Origin of the sequence: Actinomadura madurae, from assembly GCF_900115095.1 — a bacterium.
In the GTDB taxonomy this organism is placed as follows: Bacteria; Actinomycetota; Actinomycetes; order Streptosporangiales; family Streptosporangiaceae; genus Spirillospora; species Spirillospora madurae.
Map to the genome: position 1 here is coordinate 500,847 of NZ_FOVH01000004.1, position 21,074 is coordinate 521,920.

At 72.8% G+C, this 21,074-nt stretch carries 23 protein-coding genes; 14 read left to right on the plus strand and 9 right to left on the minus strand.

Features of this window, described 5'->3' with window-relative positions; all coding sequences use genetic code 11:
• Window positions 1-7: 7 nt before the first annotated feature.
• The 3 genes from BM339_RS50660 to BM339_RS15035 form a co-directional block, all read right to left on the minus strand.
• A complete protein-coding gene (locus BM339_RS50660) occupies window positions 8-322 on the minus strand; it encodes a hypothetical protein (RefSeq protein WP_075021206.1) in 315 nt (104 codons plus the stop codon).
• A 447-nt stretch (window positions 323-769) separates the two neighbouring features.
• Window positions 770-1,279 carry a hypothetical protein gene (locus BM339_RS15030; protein ID WP_075021207.1) on the minus strand — a complete coding sequence of 170 codons (510 nt, stop codon included), beginning with the start codon at window positions 1,277-1,279 and terminating at the stop codon, window positions 770-772.
• On the minus strand, window positions 1,276-1,713 hold the full coding sequence (locus BM339_RS15035; protein WP_075021208.1) for a DUF7144 family membrane protein: 438 nt from the start codon (window positions 1,711-1,713) through the stop codon (window positions 1,276-1,278). Before BM339_RS15035 ends, BM339_RS15030 begins: the two co-directional genes overlap by 4 nt.
• 173 nt (window positions 1,714-1,886) lie before the next feature.
• Here BM339_RS15035 and BM339_RS15040 point away from each other — a divergent pair, with 173 nt between their 5' ends.
• The 3 genes from BM339_RS15040 to BM339_RS15050 are packed head-to-tail and all read left to right on the plus strand — an operon-like array spanning window position 1,887 to window position 4,160.
• Window positions 1,887-2,504, plus strand: a complete 618-nt coding sequence (locus tag BM339_RS15040; RefSeq protein ID WP_075021209.1) for an HdeD family acid-resistance protein — start codon at window positions 1,887-1,889, stop codon at window positions 2,502-2,504.
• A complete protein-coding gene (locus tag BM339_RS15045) occupies window positions 2,501-2,767 on the plus strand; it encodes a hypothetical protein (RefSeq protein WP_075021210.1) in 267 nt (88 codons plus the stop codon). The genes BM339_RS15040 and BM339_RS15045 overlap by 4 nt, the downstream gene beginning before the upstream one ends.
• Window positions 2,751-4,160: a DUF2252 domain-containing protein gene (locus tag BM339_RS15050; RefSeq protein WP_075021211.1), complete on the plus strand. Its 1,410-nt coding sequence runs from the start codon at window positions 2,751-2,753 to the stop codon at window positions 4,158-4,160. Before BM339_RS15045 ends, BM339_RS15050 begins: the two co-directional genes overlap by 17 nt.
• A 5-nt stretch (window positions 4,161-4,165) precedes the next feature.
• On the opposite strand, the gene BM339_RS15055 is transcribed toward BM339_RS15050, so the two are convergent.
• Window positions 4,166-4,585, minus strand: a complete 420-nt coding sequence (locus BM339_RS15055; RefSeq protein ID WP_075021212.1) for an SHOCT domain-containing protein — start codon at window positions 4,583-4,585, stop codon at window positions 4,166-4,168.
• 115 nt (window positions 4,586-4,700) lie between these two features.
• Window positions 4,701-5,285 carry a TetR/AcrR family transcriptional regulator gene (locus BM339_RS15060; protein WP_021594368.1) on the minus strand — a complete coding sequence of 195 codons (585 nt, stop codon included), beginning with the start codon at window positions 5,283-5,285 and terminating at the stop codon, window positions 4,701-4,703.
• Window positions 5,286-5,408: 123 nt separating this feature from the next.
• On the opposite strand from BM339_RS15060, the gene BM339_RS15065 reads away from it, so the two are divergent.
• From BM339_RS15065 to BM339_RS15110, 10 genes are all read left to right on the plus strand, one after another.
• Entirely contained in the window at window positions 5,409-6,359 is a 951-nt protein-coding gene (locus BM339_RS15065) for an aldo/keto reductase (RefSeq protein ID WP_256255350.1), read from the plus strand.
• 18 nt (window positions 6,360-6,377) lie between these two features.
• On the plus strand, window positions 6,378-7,391 hold the full coding sequence (locus BM339_RS15070; RefSeq protein ID WP_075021213.1) for an NADPH:quinone reductase: 1,014 nt from the start codon (window positions 6,378-6,380) through the stop codon (window positions 7,389-7,391).
• A gap of 254 nt (window positions 7,392-7,645) precedes the next feature.
• On the plus strand, window positions 7,646-8,665 hold the full coding sequence (locus BM339_RS15075; RefSeq protein ID WP_075021214.1) for an extracellular solute-binding protein: 1,020 nt from the start codon (window positions 7,646-7,648) through the stop codon (window positions 8,663-8,665).
• Between the two features lie 213 nt (window positions 8,666-8,878).
• On the plus strand, window positions 8,879-9,625 hold the full coding sequence (locus BM339_RS15080; RefSeq protein ID WP_143118423.1) for an ABC transporter permease: 747 nt from the start codon (window positions 8,879-8,881) through the stop codon (window positions 9,623-9,625).
• On the plus strand, window positions 9,618-10,445 hold the full coding sequence (locus BM339_RS15085; RefSeq protein WP_143118424.1) for an ABC transporter permease: 828 nt from the start codon (window positions 9,618-9,620) through the stop codon (window positions 10,443-10,445). The genes BM339_RS15080 and BM339_RS15085 overlap by 8 nt, the downstream gene beginning before the upstream one ends.
• Complete coding sequence (locus BM339_RS15090) at window positions 10,442-11,617, plus strand: ABC transporter ATP-binding protein (protein ID WP_021596978.1); 1,176 nt, start codon at window positions 10,442-10,444, stop codon at window positions 11,615-11,617. Before BM339_RS15085 ends, BM339_RS15090 begins: the two co-directional genes overlap by 4 nt.
• Before the next feature lie 65 nt (window positions 11,618-11,682).
• Window positions 11,683-12,819, plus strand: a complete 1,137-nt coding sequence (locus BM339_RS15095) for an NAD(P)/FAD-dependent oxidoreductase (RefSeq protein ID WP_021596979.1) — start codon at window positions 11,683-11,685, stop codon at window positions 12,817-12,819.
• The gene (locus tag BM339_RS15100) at window positions 12,816-14,174 is read left to right on the plus strand and encodes an amidohydrolase family protein (RefSeq protein ID WP_075021216.1); all 1,359 of its coding nucleotides are present in this window, start codon (window positions 12,816-12,818) and stop codon (window positions 14,172-14,174) included. Before BM339_RS15095 ends, BM339_RS15100 begins: the two co-directional genes overlap by 4 nt.
• A gap of 20 nt (window positions 14,175-14,194) precedes the next feature.
• The gene (locus tag BM339_RS15105; RefSeq protein WP_021596981.1) at window positions 14,195-15,265 is read left to right on the plus strand and encodes a LacI family DNA-binding transcriptional regulator; all 1,071 of its coding nucleotides are present in this window, start codon (window positions 14,195-14,197) and stop codon (window positions 15,263-15,265) included.
• A gap of 9 nt (window positions 15,266-15,274) precedes the next feature.
• Window positions 15,275-16,630: an MmgE/PrpD family protein gene (locus BM339_RS15110; RefSeq protein ID WP_075021217.1), complete on the plus strand. Its 1,356-nt coding sequence runs from the start codon at window positions 15,275-15,277 to the stop codon at window positions 16,628-16,630.
• A gap of 29 nt (window positions 16,631-16,659) precedes the next feature.
• Here the strand turns inward: BM339_RS15110 and BM339_RS15115 are convergent, their stop codons facing one another.
• The gene (locus tag BM339_RS15115; protein WP_075021218.1) at window positions 16,660-17,550 is read right to left on the minus strand and encodes an LLM class F420-dependent oxidoreductase; all 891 of its coding nucleotides are present in this window, start codon (window positions 17,548-17,550) and stop codon (window positions 16,660-16,662) included.
• An 88-nt stretch (window positions 17,551-17,638) separates the two neighbouring features.
• Here BM339_RS15115 and BM339_RS15120 point away from each other — a divergent pair, with 88 nt between their 5' ends.
• The gene (locus BM339_RS15120; RefSeq protein ID WP_075021219.1) at window positions 17,639-18,160 is read left to right on the plus strand and encodes a TetR/AcrR family transcriptional regulator; all 522 of its coding nucleotides are present in this window, start codon (window positions 17,639-17,641) and stop codon (window positions 18,158-18,160) included.
• Window positions 18,161-18,172: 12 nt separating this feature from the next.
• On the opposite strand, the gene BM339_RS15125 is transcribed toward BM339_RS15120, so the two are convergent.
• The 3 genes from BM339_RS15125 to BM339_RS15135 are packed head-to-tail and all read right to left on the minus strand — an operon-like array spanning window position 18,173 to window position 20,822.
• Window positions 18,173-18,832: a response regulator gene (locus BM339_RS15125; protein WP_024934515.1), complete on the minus strand. Its 660-nt coding sequence runs from the start codon at window positions 18,830-18,832 to the stop codon at window positions 18,173-18,175.
• Window positions 18,829-19,983, minus strand: a complete 1,155-nt coding sequence (locus BM339_RS15130) for a sensor histidine kinase (RefSeq protein WP_024934516.1) — start codon at window positions 19,981-19,983, stop codon at window positions 18,829-18,831. The genes BM339_RS15125 and BM339_RS15130 overlap by 4 nt, the downstream gene beginning before the upstream one ends.
• A complete protein-coding gene (locus BM339_RS15135) occupies window positions 19,980-20,822 on the minus strand; it encodes a CPBP family intramembrane glutamic endopeptidase (protein ID WP_021596986.1) in 843 nt (280 codons plus the stop codon). The genes BM339_RS15130 and BM339_RS15135 overlap by 4 nt, the downstream gene beginning before the upstream one ends.
• Between the last annotated feature and the right edge of the window lie 252 nt (window positions 20,823-21,074).

The window sequence follows — 21,074 nt, forward strand, 5'->3', positions numbered from 1 at the left end:
AGCCGGGTCAGACCCCGCAAGTCCAGCATCGGCTTCGCACGAGGCGCGGGGCGACGGTGGCGCGGCAGATGCCTTCCCCGCGCTCTCGACGCTGATCGCCAGGACGCCGAGGACCCCCGGAGTCCAGCCGCTCGCGGCGGCCGAACCCGGCCGGATCGCCGCCCTGGTAGGGGTTGTTGCTCACCAGGACGGCCTGCGGGCCGTCGACGACGACGTTCGCGGCGCGGACCGTCAGCCGGGGGCCGCGGTGCCGGGCGAGCAGGTCCGGAAGCAACCGCAGGGTGGTGCCGACCTTGTCGTCGCGGTAGCCGGGGCTCTGCACGACCGCCGCGTACGCCTCGAAGGAGGCGTTGTTGACGGGTCGGCGCCGTCGGCCACGGCCCGCCGCGCCAGTTCCGCGACGTCCTGGTGGCGGCGAGGGTCGAGGACGACGACCCGGGCCCCGAGCTCGCGGGCCTGCCGGCGAGCCGGAACCGCTCGACCTTGCCTCCCCCCGAACGCGGATTCATGATCAGGAAGGGGTGCGCGGGAGGCGGGGCCGGGTGCTCCGCGGGGGCGGCGCCGCCCGTTCTGAACGCGGCCCGCCCGGCCCCTACCAAGGAGAGCCGGGCCATCCACCGCCGGGCGGCGTCGGCGTGCCGCCGGGCCGTGCCCTCCGCACCGTGCACACATGCGTGTCAGCGCCTTCGCCGCCGCCTCACCTCACCTGATCCGGGTGAGGAGGTCCCGTCGCGGCCCGGTCCACCGGCCCGGTTCCGGGCTGCCGGGGTCAATGGGACAGGAGCGTCTTGAGGGCGACCACGGTCAGTCCGAGGAGCAGGTTGACCAGGGCCGACGCGGCGACCAGTCCCCCTCGTCCGCCCGCCTGGAGCGTCGCCGCGATGCCCCAGCCGACCTGACCGGCCAGCGCGACCGAGAGCGCCAGCCAGGCGGTCGCGGCGTCGGCGAGCCCCAAGAGCCAGCCCGCGAGGGCCGTCGCCGCCGGCGGGAAGGCGGCCTGGACCAGCGGCCACTCGGCGGCGCCGACGGACCTGATCTCCGCCCGCCCCCACGCGGCGCCCCGCAGGCGGTCACCCGCCAGCCGGGCGTAGACGTGCGCGACCCAGAACACCAGCCCCGTGGCCAGCAGCAGGATCGCCAGGGACGGAGCGGCGACCGGGTGGTCGCCCGAACCGGTTCCGGCGATCACCGAGGCGGCCAGCAGCGATCCGTACACCGCGTCCGTGTAGTCGGCGCGCGCGGGGATGCCCGCGGCCGGGCGGTCGCGGAGCCGCCTCATCCCCAGGTCTCGGCCGCGGCCTGCCGCGAGTACCTCGCCAGGCTCCAGATCACCGCGATGTCCAGAGCGATGATCACTATGGACCACACCGGGTAATACGGAAGGAAGATGAAGTTCGCGATGGCGCTCAGCACCGCCAGGACGATGCCGAGCGCGCGCGCCCAGGCCCGCCCGGTGAACACGGCGGCCCCGGCCGCGACCACGATGATGCCGAGCACCAGGTGGATCCAGCCCCAGGCCGTCAGGTCCCAGGTGAAGACGTAGTCGCCGCGGACCACGTACAGGTCGTCGTCGACGATCGCGGCGATCCCGACGATGGCCCCGAAGAGCCCGACCATGATCATCATGCAGCCGGCGAACACCGCGAACCCGACCGCCCAGCCGCTCACCGGCGCCCGTCCGCCGCCGACCGGGGAATGCACTCCCTGAGTCATCTCAACCCCTTCTCCCTACGAAGCGAGCCGAATCCACCTCATCGTCCGCCGGAGTGGCGGTGCCGGGATCACCCGCCAGGGATGATGCGGGCGCATGCTCCGCCGCGGTGCGCTGGGGCCATGGACCACCCCGGCTCCAGGCGGTGCGGAGCCGGGCGAGCAGGGAGGACCCCATGGCCTCGGCGCACCCGTCAGGAGCGGTCGGGCCGGTGAGCCCGCGGACGTCCGGAGGGCTCACCCGGCCCGCGGCCGGCGCCTGGGGCGCCGGGATGGCCACCGGGATCCTCTCGGCGCTGCTGGGCCTGGTGATCGTGACATGGCCGGACGCCACCATCGGTGTCGTGGCCTTCCTCTTCGGCCTCAAGCTGGTGATCCTCGGCCTGTACCGGCTCGGGCAGGCCGTCGCGGCGGGCGAGGCGGGCGGGGGGACCCGCGTCCTGCTGACCCTGCTGAGCGTCCTGTCCCTGGCCGTCGGCGTGCTCGTCATGCGCGACCCGTTCCAGACCGTCCAGGTCCTGGCCCTGCTCTTCGGCCTGTTCTGGCTGGTCGGCGGGATCGTCGGGCTCGTCGCCGCGCTCGCGGAACCGTCCATGCCGGGACGGGACGGGGCGGCCCTCCTGGCGGGCCTCGGCATTCTCGCCGGGCTCCTGCTGCTGCTGTGGCCCGGGATCACCCTGACCGCGCTCACCTGGCTGATCGGCCTGTGGCTCATCACCTGGGGGCTGCTGACCGCGGCCCTCGCCCTGTGGATCCGGCACGCCGGCAAGCGGACGGCGAGTGCGAACCGATGACCGATCCTCCGGCCGGCCCCGGCTACGAGATACGGATCAGGGGCCGCATCAGCGACACCTTCCAGCACGCGTTCGACGATCTCAACGTCCGCGTGAACCCCGTCGAGACCGTCGTCTGGAGCGCGGAGCTCGATCAGGGCGCCCTGTACGGCGTCCTGGAGGTGATCGAAGCCCTGGGCCTCGAACTCGTCGAGGTGCGCCGGCTCCCGCCCATGGCACGCCGGTCCGGACAAGGGAGGCCCGGTCATGGCCACGGCCCGTAGCGATCATCTGAGCCCGTCCGAGCGTGCGGGCCGCGGCAAGGCCGCGCGGGCGAGGGTGCCCCGCACCGGTCACGCCGCCTTCGGCCCGGACGGGAGACGCCCGGATCCCCTCGACGTCATCGAGCGGCAGTCCGCCGAGCGCGTCCCGGAGCTGGTGCCGATCCGGTACGGCCGCATGCTGGAGTCACCGTTCCGGTTCTACCGCGGCGCGGCGGCGATCATGGCCGCGGATCTCGGCGCCGTCCCGGACACCGGGCTCACGGCGCAGCTGTGCGGCGACGCGCACCTGCTGAACTTCCGGCTGCTCGCCTCCGCCGAACGCCACCTGCTCTTCGACGTCAACGACTTCGACGAGACCCTGCCGGGCCCGTTCGAGTGGGACGTCAAGCGGCTCGCCGCCAGCCTCGTCATCGCCGCCCGCGCCAACGCCTTCACCGCCGCGGAGCGCGACCGCATCGCGCGGGCCTGCGTCCGCGCCTACCGGCGGCGGATGCACGACTTCGCCGGCATGCGCACCCTCGACATCTGGTACGCCCAGGACGACGCCGACCGGCTCAGGACGATCCTGCCGGAACGGCTGGGCAAGGACGCCCGCCGCCGGGCCGCCCGAGCGGCGGCCAAGGCGCGCACCCGCGACAACGTCCAGGCGTTCGAGAAGCTCACGCACGTGGCCGGAGACGGCGTGCGCCGCATCAACCCCGATCCGCCGCTGATCACGCCCCTCGGGGACCTGCTCCCGGACGGGAGGCGTTCCGAACTCGAAGGCACGCTGCGCGACCTGATCAGGACCTACCGGCACAGCCTCTCCCCCGAGCGGCGGCATCTGCTCGGCCGGTTCCGTCCGGTGGACGTGGCGCGCAAGGTGGTCGGCGTCGGCAGTGTCGGCACCCGCTGCTGGATCGTCCTGATGCTGGGCAGGGACGACGACGACCCGCTGCTCCTCCAGGCCAAGGAGGCCGGGGAGTCGGTCCTCGCCCCGCACACCGCGGGAGCGCGGCGCGGCGGCAACCAGGGGCGGCGCGTCGTGGCCGGGCAACGGCTGATGCAGGCGGCCGGGGACATCTTCCTGGGCTGGGACCGCGTCACCGGTATCGACGGCCGGCAACGCGACTTCTACGTGCGGCAGCTGCGCGACTGGAAGGGGATCGTCCAGCCCGAGGCCATGTCGCCGGACGTGATGGAGGTCTTCGCGCAGGTGTGCGGGGTGTCCCTGGCCCGTGCGCACGCGCGCTCCGGCGACCCGATCGCGATCGCCGCCTACCTCGGCAGGAGCGACACCTTCGACCGGGCCCTCGCGGAGTTCGCCGAGGGCTACGCCGACCAGAACGAGCGCGACCACCGGGCCCTGGCCGACGCCGTGAAGGCCGGCCGCGTCGCCGCCGAGAGCATCTGAGAGGCTCAGGCGAGGACCTTGGCCTTCGCCTTCTCGTACTCCACCTCGCTGATGTCGCCATGGTTCTTCAGCTCGGCCAGCTTGACCAGCTCGTCGGCCTTCGTGGGCTCCTGGGGTCCGGCGGTCTCGCGGACGTAGGCGCGGAACTGCTCGTCACGCTTCTGCACGGCGTGCAGATCGCGCTCTCCCATGCCCTTCCCACGCGCGATCAGGTACACGAAGGCGCCGAGGAAGGGCAGCACGATCACGAAGATCGACCATCCGGCCTTGCCCCAGCCGCTCAGCCTGTCGTCGCGGAAGATGTCGCTCAGGATCCTGAAGAGCACCATGAGGAACAGCACCCACAGGAAGAACCACAGCATCGTCCAGAAGGCGTTCAGCAAGGGGTAGTCCGTTGCGGCGATGGGCGTTGCGAGGTCGTTCATGGTGATCCTCCTGTCGTTGGCCGCTCACCATCCGATGCGGCCAACGCTCCCCGAACTCGACGGTTCCGAAATCACCCGCAACAGGCGATTCACGGACGCGGGCAGGGCCGGCGGCTCAGCGTGCTCGGATGCCGTTGAGGATGAGGGAGATGACGTCCTCGGACTCCGGCGCGGTCTCGGGGGACCGCCACTCGGCGGCGTGCAGCGGGTTGTGGAAGCGGCTGGTCGCGTTGAGGACGGCTCGCGCGATCACCTCCGGCTCACCGGCGGCGAAGTCGCCGCGGGCGATGCCGTCCGCGACGACGGCCCGGATCTCCGCGAGCAGGCGCGCGACATGGGCGCAGGCCACGTCGCTGTGCTCCGCCGCCAGCACCCGGAAGGTGGCGAACAGCTCCGGGTCCTCCCTCGCCTTCGCCCACTTCGCGGCGAACATGGCGGTGAGCAGGCGGCGGAGCCGGTCGGGGGCCGGGCCGGAATCCTGGACCGCCGCGGCGACCTCGTCCCGCATCCGGTCCAGCCAGCGCAGGATCACGGCCTCGCGCAGCGCCGCCTTGGACGGGAAGTGCCGGTACACGCTCCCGTGGCTCACTCCCAGCAGCCGCGCGACGTCGAGCACCGTGGTCTTCTCCGGACCGTGGCGGCGCAGCAGCTCCTCGGTGGCCGACACGATCGTCTCCGCGTCGAGCGGCTCTGCGCGCATCAGACCTCCCCCGAACTCCAGGCGGACTTCCAGGAACGTACTCCAGGCATCTGGCGGAAGCCAACCTGTCAGCCGTCATATGAATGACAGATATTGATATCTGTCATCCATTGATTGTACGGTGTGGGCCGCGAGCAGTCCGCGCACCACCGCGGCGACCCACCGACCGAGGAGACGTCCATCACCGCCCCCACCGCCACGTTCGCCGGCCGCACCGTGTCCCGGGCCGGCTACGGCGCCCTCCAGCTCGACCGCCTGCACGACCGCCGCGACGAGGCCGTCGCGCTGCTGCGCCGCGCGGTCGCGCTGGGCGTGGACCATGTGGACACCGCCGAGTTCTACGGCTTCGGCTTCGCCAACGCCGTGATCCGCGAGGCCCTGCGTCCCGAGGACGACGTGCTCGTCGTCACCAAGGTCGGCGCCGAACCCGACCCGGGCGGGCGGCTGCCGCTGCGGATCGCGCAGCGGCCCGAGCAGCTGCGCGCCGGTGTCGAGGCGAACCTGCGCAGCCTCGGCCTCGACCGGCTCCCGGTGGTGAACCTCCGCCGCCTCGACTCCGGACCCGGCCTGCGCCCCGAGGGCGACCAGCGGGTCGACCTCGACGACCAGCTCGCGGTGATGACGGCCCTGCGCGACGAGGGCAAGATCGGCGCGATCGGCCTGAGCAGCGTCACCCTCGACGGCCTGCGCCGCGCCCTGCCGGCCGGTATCGCCTGCGTGCAGAACGCCTACAGCCTCGTCTCCCGCGACGACGAGGACCTGCTGCGGCTGTGCGCGGACGAGGGCATCGCCTGGGTGCCGTGCTTCCCTCTCGGCGGGGCCATCCCCGGGTTGCCCAAGGTCACCGAGGAGCCGGCCGTCCACGCCGTGGCCGAGTCGCTGGGCGTCACGCCCCACCAGGTGGGCCTCGCCTGGCTGCTGCACCGCGCCCCGAACGTGCTGCTCATCCCCGGCACCGCCGGCTCCGTCCATCTGGAGGCCAACATGGCGGTCAGCGAGATCACGTTCGACGCCGCCACCCTGGCCGCCCTCGACGCCGTCGAGTCGCGGTCGAGCGACGTACGGATCGGCTGACGAGGGAAAGGACGAATCATGAAAGCGATCATCTACAGCGACAACGGCGGTCCCGAGGTTCTTCGGCTCGTCGACCGCGACCTGCCCGTGCCCGGCCCCGGCGAGGTTCGCGTCCGGGTCTCCGTGTCCGGGGTCAATCCGACCGACTGGAAGAGCCGTTCCGGCGGCACCATGCAGTTTCCCGAGATCACTCCGCATCACGACGGCGCCGGCGTGATCGACGCCGTCGGCGAGGGGGTCGACCCGGGCCGGGCCGGTCAGCGGGTCTGGTCGTACATGGCCGCCGCCGGGCGGCCCACCGGCACCGCCGCCGAGTACACCGTCGTGCCCGCCGAGCGGGCCGTGCCGCTGCCCGACGAGGCCGGTCTCGACGTCGGCGCCGCGCTCGGCGTCCCCGCGCTCACCGCCCACCGGGCGCTCACCGTCGCCGAGGACGGCCCGCGCCGGCTGCGGCCCGGCGCGCTCGACGGCGCGGTGGTGCTCGCGGCGGGCGGGGCCGGCGCGGTCGGGCACGCGGTGATCCAGCTCGCCCGCTGGGCGGGCGCCACCGTGATCAGCACGATCAGCGGCCCGGAGAAGGCCCGGCTCGCCACCGCCGCCGGCGCCCACCACGTGGTCAACTACCGCGAGAGCGACCCGGCCGCCGCGATCCGCGAGATCGCCCCGGAGGGCGTCGACATCATCGCCGAGGTCGCGCTGGGCGTGAACCTCCCGCTGGACCTGGCCGTGCTGGGGACACGCGGCACGATCTCCGTGTACGCCAACGACGGCGACAAGCCGGCGCAACTGGACGTCCGGCAGAACATGTTCCTGAACAGCCGCTTCCAGTTCCTCGTCCTCTACACGGTCGGTTCGCAGGCGCTCGCCGCGGCCGCCGAGGACGTCACCGCCGCGGTCGGCGACGGCGCCCTGCCGGTCGGGGAGGAGCACGGCCTGCCGCTGGTCCGCTTCCCGCTCGACCGCACCGCCGACGCGCAACGGGCGGTGGAGAGCGGCGCGGTCGGCAAGGTGCTGGTGGACGTCCCGGGGTAGCCCCGCCCCTCCACCGCGCGCACGGGCGCGGTGACCGCCGGGCGACGTGCGAAGACTCTTGACAGGAAGGGAGGCGCCGCTATTCTGTCTGATGTAACTAGTTACATCAGACAGATGCACAGGCTGGCAGGGGCTTGCGGCGAATGATGTTCAGTCCGCCGGGGGCCAGGGGGATGTCAGCGTCCGTCACACGATGGAGCGGATCGATGACTCAAGCCCTGCGTAGACCCAGACCCCGATGGTTCGTCCTACCCGTGCTCGGTGGACTGCTGCTCACCGCCTGCGGCGGTGGCGAAGGGACGGGAGGGGGCGCCGGCAGGCTCGTCATCGACGGCTACGGCGCCGAGTACGCCAAGCTCTGGATGGAGGTCGTCGGCAAGCCGTTCGAGGCCGAGACCGGCATCGAGGTCGAGTACATCCCGGAAGGGGCGGCCGCGGAGGCCTACACGGCGATCCGCGCCACCCGGGGAGAGCCCGGCTTCGATGTCGGGATCATGACGAGCTGGGAGATCGCCCAAGGGCGCGAGGACAGGCTCCTGGCCCCGGTCACCCCCGCCCAGGTGCCCAACGTCGCGAACGCCTACCCGCAGCTGGTCAAGGCGGCGGGCGGAGTCGGCGCCATCCACGAGCTGCAGCAGGTCGTGCTGATGTACGACAAGAAGAAGTTCGACAAGCCGCCCACGTCCTGGAACGTCGCCTGGGATCCGAAATACCGGGGCGGAACCCTGGCCTGGCACCCGAGCAACGCCCTCGGCGTGCTCCAGCTCCTGATCACGGCGGACCTGGCGGGCGGCGACGCGTCCAACGTGGAGCCCGCCTGGACCAAGTACGAGGAACTGGCCCCGCATCTGCTGGCGTCGCCCAGCCAGTCCGCGGAGGCGGTCCCCTACATGGAGCAGGGGAAGGCGTCGGCGTTCCCGTACTTCGACGGCCGCGCCGCGATCTACGCGAAGACGACGCACTACGACTTCACGGTCCCGCAGGAAGGGACGTACGCGCTGCTGGGCGCCCTCGGCGTCCCGGTCGGCGCCAAGAACAAGAAGAACGCCTACAAGTTCCTCGACTTCTGGCTGCGGCCGGACGTCCAGGCCAGATGGGCGCAGCGGTACAACGTCGGCCCCACCGTCCGCGGCGTGGAACTGCCCGCGGAGTTCGCGGACAAGCACGTGTCCAGCGCCGACGACCTCGGGACGAAGGTGAAGGTCCCGGACGCCGATGCCGTCAACGCCAACCGCGGAGCCTGGCTCAAGCGCTGGCAGCGGACGTTCGACTGATCATGATCTGCCCCTCCGAGCGGCGAAGGGAGAAGGCCAGTGGTCATCTCCGCCCCCGGCACTGAGACCGGGGCGGCGAAGCGCCGGCGACCCACGGCGCTCCGCGGACATCGTGTCCTGCCGATACCGGCGGTCCTGTGGCTCGCCATACTGTTCCTCGTCCCCGTGGGGATTCTGCTCAGCACCAGCTTCCTTTCCTATGAAGGACCGGACGTGGTGCTCGATCCGAATCTGGGGAACTATTCCTCGCTTTTCTCCGACTCTCACTTCCTGCGGATCCTGTGGTCGACCGTATGGACCTCGCTGGCCGTGGCGTTCATCTGCGCGGTGATGGCCTACCCGGTCGCGCACTTCCTGGTCCGCAGCAATTCCAGAATCCGTGTCCTGGTCGTCGTCCTGGTGCTGTCGCCCATGGTGGCCAGCGTGGTGGTGCGGACGTACGGCTGGCTGGTGCTCCTCGAAAAGGACGGCCTGATCAGCCAGGTGCTGGAGGGGACGGGAATCCATGACGGGCCGACCGGGCTCCGCGGAACGTACGCGGCCATCATCATCGGGCTGGTCCACGTCCTGCTGCCCTTCAGCGTCTTCACCACGATGTCGTCGCTGCAGGCGGTGAACCCGAGCCTCGAACAGGCCGCCCGCGACCTCGGCGCCGGTCCCGTTCGGACCTTCTTCCGGGTGACGCTTCCACTGTCGCTGCCGGGGGTGACGGCGGGCGCGATCCTCGTGTTCGCGATCTGCCTGGGCGCGTTCGCCACCCCGTCCGTCCTCGGCGGCGGCCGGGTGCAGACCCTGGCCACCCTGGTGCAGGAGGCCATGATCACGACCGGGGAGTGGGCGCGCGCGGCCTCCGTCGCCGCCGTCATCCTCGCGCTCGGACTGTCGGTCATCCTGGTGCTGTCCTGGTCGGCACGACTGACGAGCCGGGGCGGCCGGCCGGAGGTGGGCGGTCGTGGCTGAGTCCTCCCGCAGGCGGGTGCGGCCCGGCCGCATCGTCCAGGCCGCCGTGCTGTCGCTGATCATGTCGTTCATCGCACTGCCGCTGCTGGTGGTCGTGTGGACGGCGGTCCAGCCCGACACCTACCCGGAGCTGCCGCCGCGCGGCGTGTCGCTGCGGTGGTGGCCCGAGGCGCTGACGGCGCGGTGGCTGGAGCCGATCTGGCAGAGCCTGCTCATCGCGATCCCGGCGGCGGCGCTCGCCACCTGCCTCGGCACCGCCGCCGCGTACGGCCTGCTCCGCTCCGGCGGAGTGGCGCGCACGCTCGTGGAGGGCTTCCTCGCCTCTCCGCTGCTGCTGCCGGAGATCGTCATCAGCCTGGCGCTGCTGCAGATGCTGACCCAGCTCGGCGGCCGCGACCTGGTCGGCACGCCGATCCTGATGGCGAGCCACGTGCTGGTGGGCATCCCGTTCGTCGTCCGGACGGTCGGGGTGGCCCTCGCGGGCGTCGACCCCTCGTGGGAACGGGCCGCGGCGGATCTCGGCGCGACCAGGGCGAGGACCTTCCTCCACGTCACCCTGCCCCTGATCCGCAGCGGAATCCTCGCCGGAATGCTCTTCAGCTTCATCGCGTCCTTCAACAACGTGGAACTGTCGCTGTTCCTCGTCTCCCGGGAGAAGTCGACCATTCCCATCGCCATCTTGTCGGCCATGCAATACGACTATTCGCCGGTGCTCGCCTGCGTGGCGCTGCTGACGCTCGTCCCCGTCCTGCTCGCGGTGGGCCTGGCCCACCGCTACGCCAAGCTGACCGACTTCATCTACGGAGGTGACCGGCGGTGAACAGCACGAAGTCCACCCTTTCCCGATCGGGATCGCACGAGGCGGGGCAGGACGGGCAGGTCGCCCTGCGCACCGTCGTGAAGAGGTACGGGGACGAGGTGGCGGTGGACCATCTCAGCCTGGACGTCCGCCCCGGTGAGCTGCTGACGCTGCTCGGCCCCAGCGGGTGCGGGAAGACGACCACGCTCAACATGATCGCGGGGTTCGCCGAGCCCGATGCCGGTGCCGTCCTGATGAACGGGAGCAGGGTCGACCATCTCCCGCCGAACAAGCGCCCCAGCGCCATGGTGTTCCAGCAGTACGCCCTGTTCCCGCACATGACCGTCGCCGACAACGTCGGGTTCGGGCTGCGGATGCGCAAGGTCGGCCGCGCCGAGCGCGCCCGGCGGATCGCGGACGCCCTGGCCCTCGTCGGGCTGGCGGGGATGGGCGGACGGTTCCCGCGCCAGCTGTCCGGAGGGCAGCAGCAGCGGGTGGCGCTGGCGAGGGCGACCGTCGTCGAGCCCGCCGTCCTCCTGCTCGACGAACCGCTGTCCAACCTCGACCTCAAGCTGCGCGAGCAGCTCCGCCTGGAGATCAGGCGGCTGCAGCAGAAGGTCGGCATCACCACCGTGTTCGTCACGCACGACCAGACCGAGGCGCTCGTGGTGTCCGACCGGATCGCGGTGATGAACGCCGGACGCATCGAGCAGCTCGGACCGCCCGCGGAGATCTACGCCAGGCCCGTCAACACGTTCGTCGCCGGCTTCGTCGGCCAGTCGAACATCCTGGCCGCGGACGTCGCCGGACCGGCCGGCCCGTCCCTCACGGTGCGGCTCGAAGACGGGCAGGCGCTCTCGGTCACCGACCCGCGGGAGGAGGCCGAGGCCGGCGGGCGCGTCAACGTGCTCATCCGCCCGGAGTCCCTGACCGTCCATGCCGGCGACACCGTGACCGGCGACACCGTGGCCGGCGACGCGGCCGGTGAGGCGGCGGCGCGGATCTCCCGGTTGCGGGGCTCGGTGACCGAGGTCCAGTACCTCGGCGCGTCGGCGAACGTCGTGGTGGACCTTCCCGGGGCCGGCCGGCTGACCGCCGCCGTCTCGGGCGGACCCGCCACCTCGTTGCCCTCCCCCGGCGACCGCGTGACCGTCACCGCCCCGGCCGGGGAGTGCCTGGTGCTCGCCGACTGACGTCCCCCCTCGCCCGTCCGCCCCCACGAAATCCCCGCATTCCAACGAAAGAGGTAGAGAGAGCGATGTCGCTCAAGGTCGTCGTCGTCGGAGCCGGTGTGATGGGAGCGGCCATGGCCGCCGAACTGGCGCGCCACGGCTGCTCGGTCACCGTGCTGGATTCGGGTGCGCCCGCGTCCGGAACCTCGGGTGCCACCTTTTCCTGGACCAACTCCAACAACAAGACGCCCCGCAGCTACCACGACCTCAACGTCGAGGGGCTGCGGGCGCACCGGCGGCTCGCGCAGGAGGCCGCCTCGTGCGACTGGTACCACGAGCACGGCAACCTGGAGTGGAAGGCCGATCCTGCGGCGCGGGAGAACCAGCGGCGGAAGGCCGAGCGCCTGACGGACTGGGGTTATCCGGTGCGGTGGCTGGAGCCGTCCCAGGCCCGCGAGCTGGAGCCCGACCTGGCCGCGGGCAAGATCGACGGGCCGGTCGCGTACTACCCGGAGGAAGGCTGGGTCGACCCCGTGCCGCTCGTGCGCGCGCTCCTGTCGTCCGCCCGCGCGGCCGGGGCGGACGTCAGGCCCCATTCGGCCGTCGTCGGGATGCCGATGGCGGGCGACCGCGTCACCGGCGTCACCACGGCCGACGGGGAGACCGTGCGGGCGGACGCGGTCGTCGACTGCGCGGGTCCCCGGGCGGCCGAGGTCGCCGCGCTGGCCGGGGTCGAGCTGCCCATGCGCAACTCCATCGGCCTCCTCGCCTACACCGCCCCGACGGCCGTCTCGGTGGGCAGGGTGATCCACGCGCCGGGCGTCCATCTCAGGCCCGATGGTGCCGGACGGCTGCTCCTGCACGACCCGAGCCTGGACGACGCGGTGTCCGGAGGCGAGAACGGCTCCTGGGACGTCGAGCCGGGCGCCGCCGAGACGCTGCTGCGCCGGACCGAGGAGCTCTACCCGGGCTTCCGCGGAACCCGGATCGAGGCGACCCGGGTCGGGGTGCGGCCGATACCGGTCGACGGTCTGCCGGTGCTCGGACGGAGCGCCACGGCAGACGGGCTCTTCCTCGCGGTGACCCACAGCGGCGCCACCCTCTGCCTGCGCGTCGCCGAACTGGTGGGCGCCGAGATCCGCGGGGAGCGGGTCGATGAGCTGGAGCCCTTCCGCCATGGCCGCGCCCGGCAGGACGCCGCGACGACGCGGGGGGCCTCGTGACCGTCACCGTGATCCGGTCCGGCACCGTCGTCCCCGGCGACGGGACCGCCTGGCTGCCCGGCACGGACGTCGTCATCGTCGACGGCGCCGTCCGCGACCTGCCGCCGTCGGATCCGGAGCGGCCCTACGACCGGGCGGACCTCGTGATCGACGCGGCCGGCAAGGTCGTGCTGCCCGGCCTGATCAACAACCACACGCACGGGACGGCCTTCGGCCCGCTGTTCCCGAGCGGGCACGAGCCGCTCCCCGACGACCAGGTCGTCCGCAACCTCGACCGGCACCTGCTGGAGGGGACCACCACTGTCCTGTGCGTGGACGGGTTCATGACCGCCGAGCAGATCGCGCGGACGAACGCCGCGCACCCGGTGAACGTGAAGGCGGCCTCGTGCAACACGCCCTCCTGCCTGCGGGCCGCCCAGATCGCGGACGGCGGCGGGCTGCGCGAGGACAACGTCCGGGCCACCGCCGAGAGGGCCGTGCGGGACGGCGCGGTGGCACTGGGCGAGATCGGCGCCGGGCACACCCTCGGCGGCGGCGGGGCGAGCTACATGTACATCCCGCAGAAGGTGCGGGAGCTCACCGGGGAGACCATCACGCCCGCGCAGGCGAACGCGCTGAAGTACACGGTCCTCGGCCGCCACATCGATCGCCGGACCCACGACCGGGACGAGGTGGCCGCCGTCCTGACCGAGATCGGGCTGATCGACCTCATGACCCCGGAGGACGCGGCGGACATCGTCCGCTCCGTGGTGCTCCCCGCCTTCGAGGTGGCCCTGCACGGGCTGGCCGAGGCCGCGGAGCACGCGCGGCGCCACGGCGTGCCGGTCCTCGTGCACAACGCCGCGGCGTCCATGAAGCAGGTCGCCGAGATCGCGCGGATCGACGTCCGGCTGATCGCCGGCCACTCCAACCATTCGAGCTTCACCGTCGAGGAGGCGGTGGAGCACGCCGCCGAGCTGCGGAAATCAGGGGTCGTCGTCGACGTGTCGACGCTGGACGGGCTCGGAGCGCGCCGGCTCCTGCGCTCCCCTGAGACAATGTTCGCGATGCTGCGGGAAGGCCTGGTCGACACCATCTCCACCGACTACGCCGGCGGGTACCACGACCCCATCCTGCTGGCGATCTCGAAGGCGGTCGAGGACGGCGCCACCACCCTGCCCGCGGCCGTCGCGATGGCCGGCGCCAACGTCGCCGACGCCGTCCCCGGCCTCGCACCCAACCGGGGGCGCATCGGCCCCGGCGCCGTGGCGGACATCGTGGTGGCCGACGCGGAGCGGCTCGACGACGTCCGATGGGTCCTCATCGACGGCCGCCCCGCCGTCGCGGACGGCGAACTCGTCCGCGCGAATCCATGACGAGCACCAGGAACACCGGTATGGACACACCCCAGGACACCTCGGCCGCCGGCCCCGCGGGCGCATCCCGCGGGGCCGGCCCCGGCCGCCCGACGATCAAGGACGTGGCGGCCGCCGCCGGCGTCTCGACCGCCACGGTCTCCCGCGTGCTGTCCGGGACGTCGCCCGTCAGCCCCGACCTGGTGGCGCGGGTGACGCGGGTGATCGACGAGCTGGGCTACAGCCCGAACGGGCTCACCCGCGGCGTCTTCAAGGGCAGGTCGAACAGCATCGGCGTGCTCGTCGGAGACCTCCGCAACCACTTCTACGTCGAGCTCGTCCGGGGGGCCGAGGAGGTGGCCACGTCGGCCGACGGATCGGTCCTGCTCGCCGACACCTCCAGGAATCCCTCCGCCGAGCGCCGCCTGCTCAGCCTCATGGACGAGCAGCGGGTCCGCGGCCTCATCACCACCACCGGCCACGACAACGACGACCTGACCCGCCAGATGGCGTCCCGCGGGGCGCAGTGCGTCCTGCTCACCCGCGCCCCGGCGGCGGCGCACCCGCGCATGCACAGCGTCCACCTCGACGACCGCGCGGCCGGCGCGCTCTGCGCCCGGCACCTGTACGGGCTGGGCCGCCGCCGCATCGCCGTCGTCACGAGCACCCGGCGGCTGACCACGCAACGCCTGCGGCTGGCGGGCGTCGCCGCCGAACGCGACGCCACGGGCCCACCGGCGGGCCCGATCTCGGTGCACACCTGCGAGACCCAGGAACCCGGCGTCGTGGCCGAGGCGGTGGCCGAGCTGCTCACCGCACGCGAGGGCGGCCCCCCGGACGCCGTCATCTGCACCAGCGGACGGCTCACCCGCGAGGTCTTCGGATCCCTCCGGGCGGCGGGCGCCCGAATCCCCGACGACATCGCCTTCGTCTCCTTCGACGACTTCCCCTGGGCATCGCTGATCGATCCACCGCTCACCGTCGTCGACCAGCACCCCCACCGCATGGGCGTCCTCGCCACCCGGCTGATCCTGGCCGAGGACCGCGACGAGCCCGAGGAGATCGTCATCGAACCCACGCTCATCGTCCGCCGCTCCTGCGGCGGAGCCTGAGAGCCCGCGATGGACGACCGTCACGTCTGCGCGCGCCTGGCCGAGCGGCTGGCCGCCCCGTCCCTCCCCCAGGCGGGGCCGGCGACACGACGCCGGCTCCGCGAACTGGTGCTCGACAGCATCGGCTGCGGCCTCGGCGCCGCCGGCATCGGCTGGGGCCGGTCGCTGGTGGACGGCACCGTCGCGCTCGACGGCCCCGGCGGCCCCGCCACCGTCTTCGGCTCGGCCACCCGCGTGGGCACGCTCGCCGCGGCGTCCGCGAACGCCCTGCTCGCCAACTGCCTGGACTTCGACGACACCCTGCACGGCCACCCGGGCGCCGTGATCGTTCCCACCGCGCTGGCCGTCGGCGACGCCCGCCGATCGTCCGGCGCCGACGTCCTGGCCGCGGTGCTCGCCGGCTATGAGGTCGCCGGGCGCCTCGGCACCGCCGCCCGGCCCAGCACCCGGCACCGGCTCGCCTCCTGGGGGACCGGCGGGCACCTGGCCCTCGCCGGAGCGGCGGTCACCGCGAGGCTCCTGCACCTGGACGAGACGGCGACGGCCCACGCCCTGGCCCTCGCCGCCTGCGCCGCGCCCGTCCCGTCCGTCCGGCAGAGCGTCTACGGCCCGCTGGGACCGTCGATGGCGAAGAACAACTACGCGGCGGCGGCCACGGCCGGGATGACCGCCGCCTACCAGGCGGACCACCACATGACGGGCCCACTGGACGTCCTCGACGACGACCGCGGCTTCGCGCGGCTCGTCGCCACCGACCAGTGGGACCCCCGAGCGCTCCTGGACGGCTGGAGCACCCGTTTCCAAGCCGACCAGGTGGCGACCAAGCCCTACTCCTGCTGCCGGAAGATCCACGCCTCGCTCGACGCGGTGCTGGCGGCCCGCGACGAGCACCGCCTCGACGCGTCCGAGATCATCGCGATCGACCTCCACTCCGGCGCGTGGGCGACCAGCCCGCACTTCGCCCGGCCGGACCCCGCCGACGCCCCCGCCGCCCAGTTCAGCGCACCCTATTGCGTCGCGGCGGCACTCCGCGGTCACCAGCCCGGTCCCGCATGGTTCCACCCCGGCACCCTGACCGACACCGCCGTGCGACGGCTGGCGGAGAAGGTGCGGCTGCTCGCGCCCGCCGCCCCGTCGTCGACGGTCCTGACCCTGCGTTCCACGCGCGGGACGTTCCACAGCGAGGTACGCCACCCCAAGGGCCACCCGCTCAACCCGATGACCGATGCGGAGATCGAGAGCAAGTTCCGGCGGCTGGCCGGCCCGGTCCTCGGCGCCGAACGCGCGACCGCGATCAGCAAGGCCGTCCGAGCGCTCCAGGACACCCAGGACGTCGGCACCCTGACCGCACTGCTCCGTTTCTGACAGCGTCCCCACGGCCGCCGGGAAGGCCATCAGCGGAGGGAGGCGGCGAGTCGCAGGACGCGGGACGTGTCGCCGAAGGGGCCGATCAGCAGGTCGGTGGCGCCGGCGTCGGCGAAGCGGCGCAGCTCCCGGGCGACCGTGTCCTCGTCCCCCGCGATGACCGTTTCGTGTACGCCCGACAGTCCCTGGCGGTCGAGGACCGCCTGATAGGCGGGGAACTGCGACACGGCACCGAACTGCTCGGCCACGGTCCGGCGGGCGCCGTCCGGGTCGTCGGTGACGGCCACCACGACGCCGGCCAGCACACGCGGCGCGGGCCGTCCGGCGGCGTCGGCGGCGCGGGTGATCGCGGGCACGATGTGGTCGGCGATCGCGTCGGCGCCCACCCAGCTCGTCACGGTGCCGTCTGCGAGCTCGCCCGCGACGCGCAGCATGGCCGGGCCGAGCGCGGACAGGATCACCGGCGGCGGGGTCGTGCCGGGCGCGTCCACGGCGCCGACCGCGGTCAGCGTCTCACCGTGCCGGTCGACGGCCTCGCCGCGCAGCAGCGGGCGCAGGGCGGACAGGTACTCGCGGACGTGCCGCACGGGCCGCTCGTAGGAGATCCCGTGCGCGCCCTCGATGACCTGCGGGTGGCTCGGCCCGATGCCGAGGGTGAAGCGCCCGCCCGCCATGGCCTGCGCGGTGAGCGCCTGGGAGGCGAGGGCGAGGGGATGGCGCGGGTACGTCGGGACGATGGCGGTGCCCACCTCGATGCCGGGCACCTCGCGTCCGGCGAGCGCCGCGGCCATGAGGGCGTCCCACGACGCCGCGTGCCCGAGGAAGAAGCCGTCGAGCCCGGCGTCCCGGGCGAGGCGGGCCTGGGCGACGAGATCGTCCACGGGGGCCGTCCCGGCGACGCTGAACATTCCGATGCGCATGAAGCCGCTCCAACCTGAATCGGATATTCCGGTTCCGTCAGAGTAATATGAATCTGAGATTCCGGTTAACGGTGGGAGGGGGCGAACGATGCGGGCCGACGCGCGGCGCAACCGAGAGCGGATCGTCACGTGCGCCCTCCGGCTGTTCGCCGAGCGCGGCCCCGGCGTGGGCATGGAGGAGATCGCCCGGGAGGCCGGGCTCGGCGTCGGCACCCTCTACCGGCACTTCCCGGACCGGAGGGCGCTCGTCGAGGAGATCGCGACCGGCTCGCTCCGCTGCCTCGGCACGCGGATCCGGCTGCTGGCCGCCCAGGACCTCTCGCGCTGGGACGTGCTCACCGAAGTCGTCGCCTACTGCACGGGACAGCCGCTGGCCCTCATCAAGTCCCTCGCCGAGGACGTTCCCGTGCCCAGCGAGCGGGGCGCCTTGCAGGAAGAGGTCGACGGGCTCCTCCGAGAGGTCATCGAGCAGGCCCGGCACGAGGGCGGGCTGCGCCGCGACATCGGCTCCACGGAGGTGGTGGAGATGCTCAGCACCGCCGTCTGCCGTCCGGGCGCCCGCCCCGGCGACGCCTTCACCCGGGTGATGCTGGACGGCCTCAGAGCCTGACCCCCGCCCCGGTCAGGTCACCAGCCCTCGGCGGTAGGCGTAGACGACCGCCTGGACGCGGTCGCGCAGGTCGAGCTTGGTGAGGATGCGCGACACGTACGTCTTGACGGTCTCCTGGCTGATCACCAGGGCCGCGGCGATCTCGCTGTTGGACCGGCCGTCGGCGATGAGGCGCAGCACCTCCAGCTCGCGGGGGGTCAGCGGGATGTCGTCCGGCCCGCCCTCGGCGGGACGGATCCGCGCCGCGTACTTCCCCACGAGCTGCCGCGTCACCTCGGGGGCCAGCAGGGCGGCGCCGGCGGCGACGGTGCGGATGCCGTGCAGGAGCTGCGCGGGCGGGGCGTCCTTCAGCAGGAACCCGCTCGCCCCGGCGCGCAGCGCCTCGTACACGTACTGGTCCAGGTTGAACGTCGTCACCACGAGCACCTTGACGGGATGCCGCACCCCGGCGCCGGCCAGCAGGCGGGTCGCCTCGATGCCGTCCAGCACCGGCATGCGCACGTCCATCACGACCATGTCCGGATCCATCCGGCGGGCGAGGTCGACCGCGGCGCGGCCGTCCCCGCACTCGCCCACCACCTCCAGGTCGGGCTGCGCGTTGATGATCGTCGTGAAGCCGGTGCGGATCAGCGCCTGGTCGTCGGCGACGACGACCCGGACGGGTGCGGTCACGAGGTCCTCGCGGGGATGCGCGCCCGCACGACGAACCCGCCGCCCGCCCGCCCGTCCGCGCGGAACTCGCCGCCCAGGGCGTCGACCCGCTCGCGGAGCCCCGCGAGCCCCCGCCCGCTGCCGCCGGGAGAGCCGGCCCGCGTGCCCGATCCGTCGTTGCCGACCTCGACCATGATGTCCCTGTCGCCGTAGTGCACGTGCACCACCGTACGGCTGCCATGGGCGTATTTGAGGGCGTTCGTCAGAGCCTCCTGCACGACGCGGTACGTCACGAACTCGGCGCTGCCGGACGACTCCGCCTTCTCGCCCTCCTCCTTGAACTCCACGGGCTGCCCCGCCTGGCGCGTCTGGTCCACGAGCGTGCGGAGGTCGCCGGCGGACGGCGCCCTGGTGGTGGCGGTGTCGTGGTCGGGGTTGAGCAGGTCGAGCAGGTGGCGCAGGTCGCCGATGGCCCGCCGGCCGGTCTCGCTGATGGAGCTCAGGGTCTCCTCGAGGCGATCGGGCGCGGCGGTCAGGTACCGCGCGGCCTCGGTCTGCACGACCATCGCGGTCACGTGGTGGGTGACGACGTCGTGGAGCTCGCGGGCGATGCGGGTGCGCTCCGCGGTGCGGGTGGCCTCGGCGATGCGCCGGCGGCGTTCGGCCTCGGCCTCCCGGGTGGACCTCAGCCACGACCCGACGCACCATCCCATGGTCGCCACCAGGTAGAACACCACGAACCCGCTCACGCCCTCCGGTGAGCCCATCCGGTGGAGCGTGATCGCCAGCGGCACGTACACCGCGGTGAGGGCGACCATGGCGAGCCGCCGGTGATGGTCCAGGTGGGCGCCCGCGCTCACCAGCACGAAGGCGATGGCGGTGCCCGCGACCATGTGGTAGCTGCCGAGCTCGGCGAGCGTGAAGCCGAGCGTCACCAGCGCGAGGGAGGCGCCCGGGTAGCGCCGCCGCACCGCCAGCGGAAGGGTCTCCAGGGCGAGGATCACGGCGGCGAGCGCGTCGAAGGGGCGCTTCGGGAGGTCGCCGACCTGCGTCTCCTGGCCGTGCAGGGCGGGGACGAAGGACAGGACGATCAGCAGCAGCGGGAACGGGAGATCCCGGACCACGACGGGGCACCGCCGCCACAGGTCCGGGATCCGCCGGAGGTCGATCATCGGGCGAGCGTAGCGGGCGCGGCGGGCCGGGCGGAGCGCCGGAGCGGGACCAGGTTCCCGCGCCGGCGGGCCAGCCACAGGAACACGACCGTCACGATCGTGCAGAACGCCACCGTGTACAGGCTCGCCTCCGGCCCGAACTCGCCGCCGGTGATCAGGCTCGACAGGGACGGGTCCGGGTTCACCCCGTGCAGCAGCCCCTCCGGCGCGGTGTTGCCGGAGACCGTGGTGCTGAAGACGCCGCCCGCCGCGAAGTTCCAGCCGAAGTGCAGGCCGATCGGCACCCACAGGTTGCGGGTGGCGACGTAGGCGGCGCCGAGCATGCCGCCCGCCTCGATCGCGATGGCGATGGCCCCCCACAGGGTGGCGTGCTCGTTGAACAGGTGCGACAGGCCGAACACCAGGGCGCTGAGCGTCAGCGCCACCCACGTGCCGGTGCGCTCCTCGAGGATCCGGAACAGCACGCCGCGGTACATCACCTCCTCGGTCACGGCGGCGGCGGCCATGAAGCCGAGCAGCGCGAGCGTGCCCCCGGCCGAGCCGAAGCCGTCGGCCTCGTAGCCGCCGAGGAAGGCGATGTTGACGATGACGGCCGCGAACAGCCCGGCGCCGAGCAGCGTCCCCAGGCCGAGGCGGACCGGGGCGCCCTTGGCCGCCACCTCCGCCGGCTCGCGGTGCTCGGTCCGCCGCACCACCCACGCGTACACCGGCAGGATGAGCGCGATGGTCACGGCGCCGATGCCCAGGCTGAGGGGGGCGTTCCAGTCCGCCGCCATCATCACCTGGCCGCCGACGAGGGCGATGACTCCGACCGCCAGGAGCTGCTTCCAGAATCGCATGATGTTCCTCCGAGATCCCGCGGTCAGGGGCGCCGCGGCCACGTCGAAGACGCTAGAGATCCGGCGATCCCGAATCTTCACCGCTCGGTGGACACTCCCGGGTAGCTCGCTCGGGGGACAGAAGAGGGCCGCCTACCATGATCGGGTCCAAATTAGGGGGGTTGGGATGAGACTTCCGGGAATGACCGGCGTCCGAGCTCGTCTCCCATCCCGGCGGGAAGGCGTTCGACCGGCGCGCGCCCCGGCGGGACG